Below are 512 nucleotides of genomic sequence, written 5' to 3'. Positions count from 1 at the left end.
CGACCGTCCCAACCCGCTCTCCGGCGCCGTCACGGAGGGGCCCGGGGTTCGCGAGGGGTTCGAGAGCTTCGTGGGGCGCATCGACGTACCGATCCGCCACGGGTTGACCGCGGGAGAACTCGCACGTCTCGTCGCCGCGCAGGACCAGAGGGACGGACGCCCGACGCCCACCCCCGGGGTCGTGACCATGACCGGGTGGACACGGACCATGTACTGGGAGGACACGGGACTGCAGTGGGTGATGCCCTCCCCCAACCTCCCGACACCCACCTCCGCACTGGTCTACGCCGGCACCGGCCTCTTCGAGGGCACCGTGCTCTCCGAAGGACGCGGCACGACACGACCCTTCGAGCTGGTGGGGGCACCGTGGCTGGACGAGGGCTACGCCGAGTCACTCAATGCGTTGGCCCTGGGCGGTGTCCACTTCCGTCCCACATGGTTCCAACCGACCTTCGGCAAGTTCGCCGGCCAGGCACTGGGAGGAACCCAGGTCCATGTCACCGACAGGGACA

The 512-nt window shown here is 69.1% G+C and carries 1 protein-coding gene; it reads left to right on the top strand.

Annotation, left to right across the window (positions count from 1 at the left end; genetic code table 11):
- Positions 1 to 512, top strand: a 512-nt coding sequence (locus FK530_RS25575; protein WP_146489549.1) for an exo-beta-N-acetylmuramidase NamZ domain-containing protein, incomplete at both ends; no start/stop codon positions are given.

This window comes from Tsukamurella conjunctivitidis, from assembly GCF_007858475.1.
GTDB lineage: Bacteria > Actinomycetota > Actinomycetes > Mycobacteriales > Mycobacteriaceae > Tsukamurella > Tsukamurella conjunctivitidis.
The sequence above is the reverse complement of the archived record's forward strand: the minus strand, read 5'-3'. Positions and strand labels throughout refer to the sequence as shown.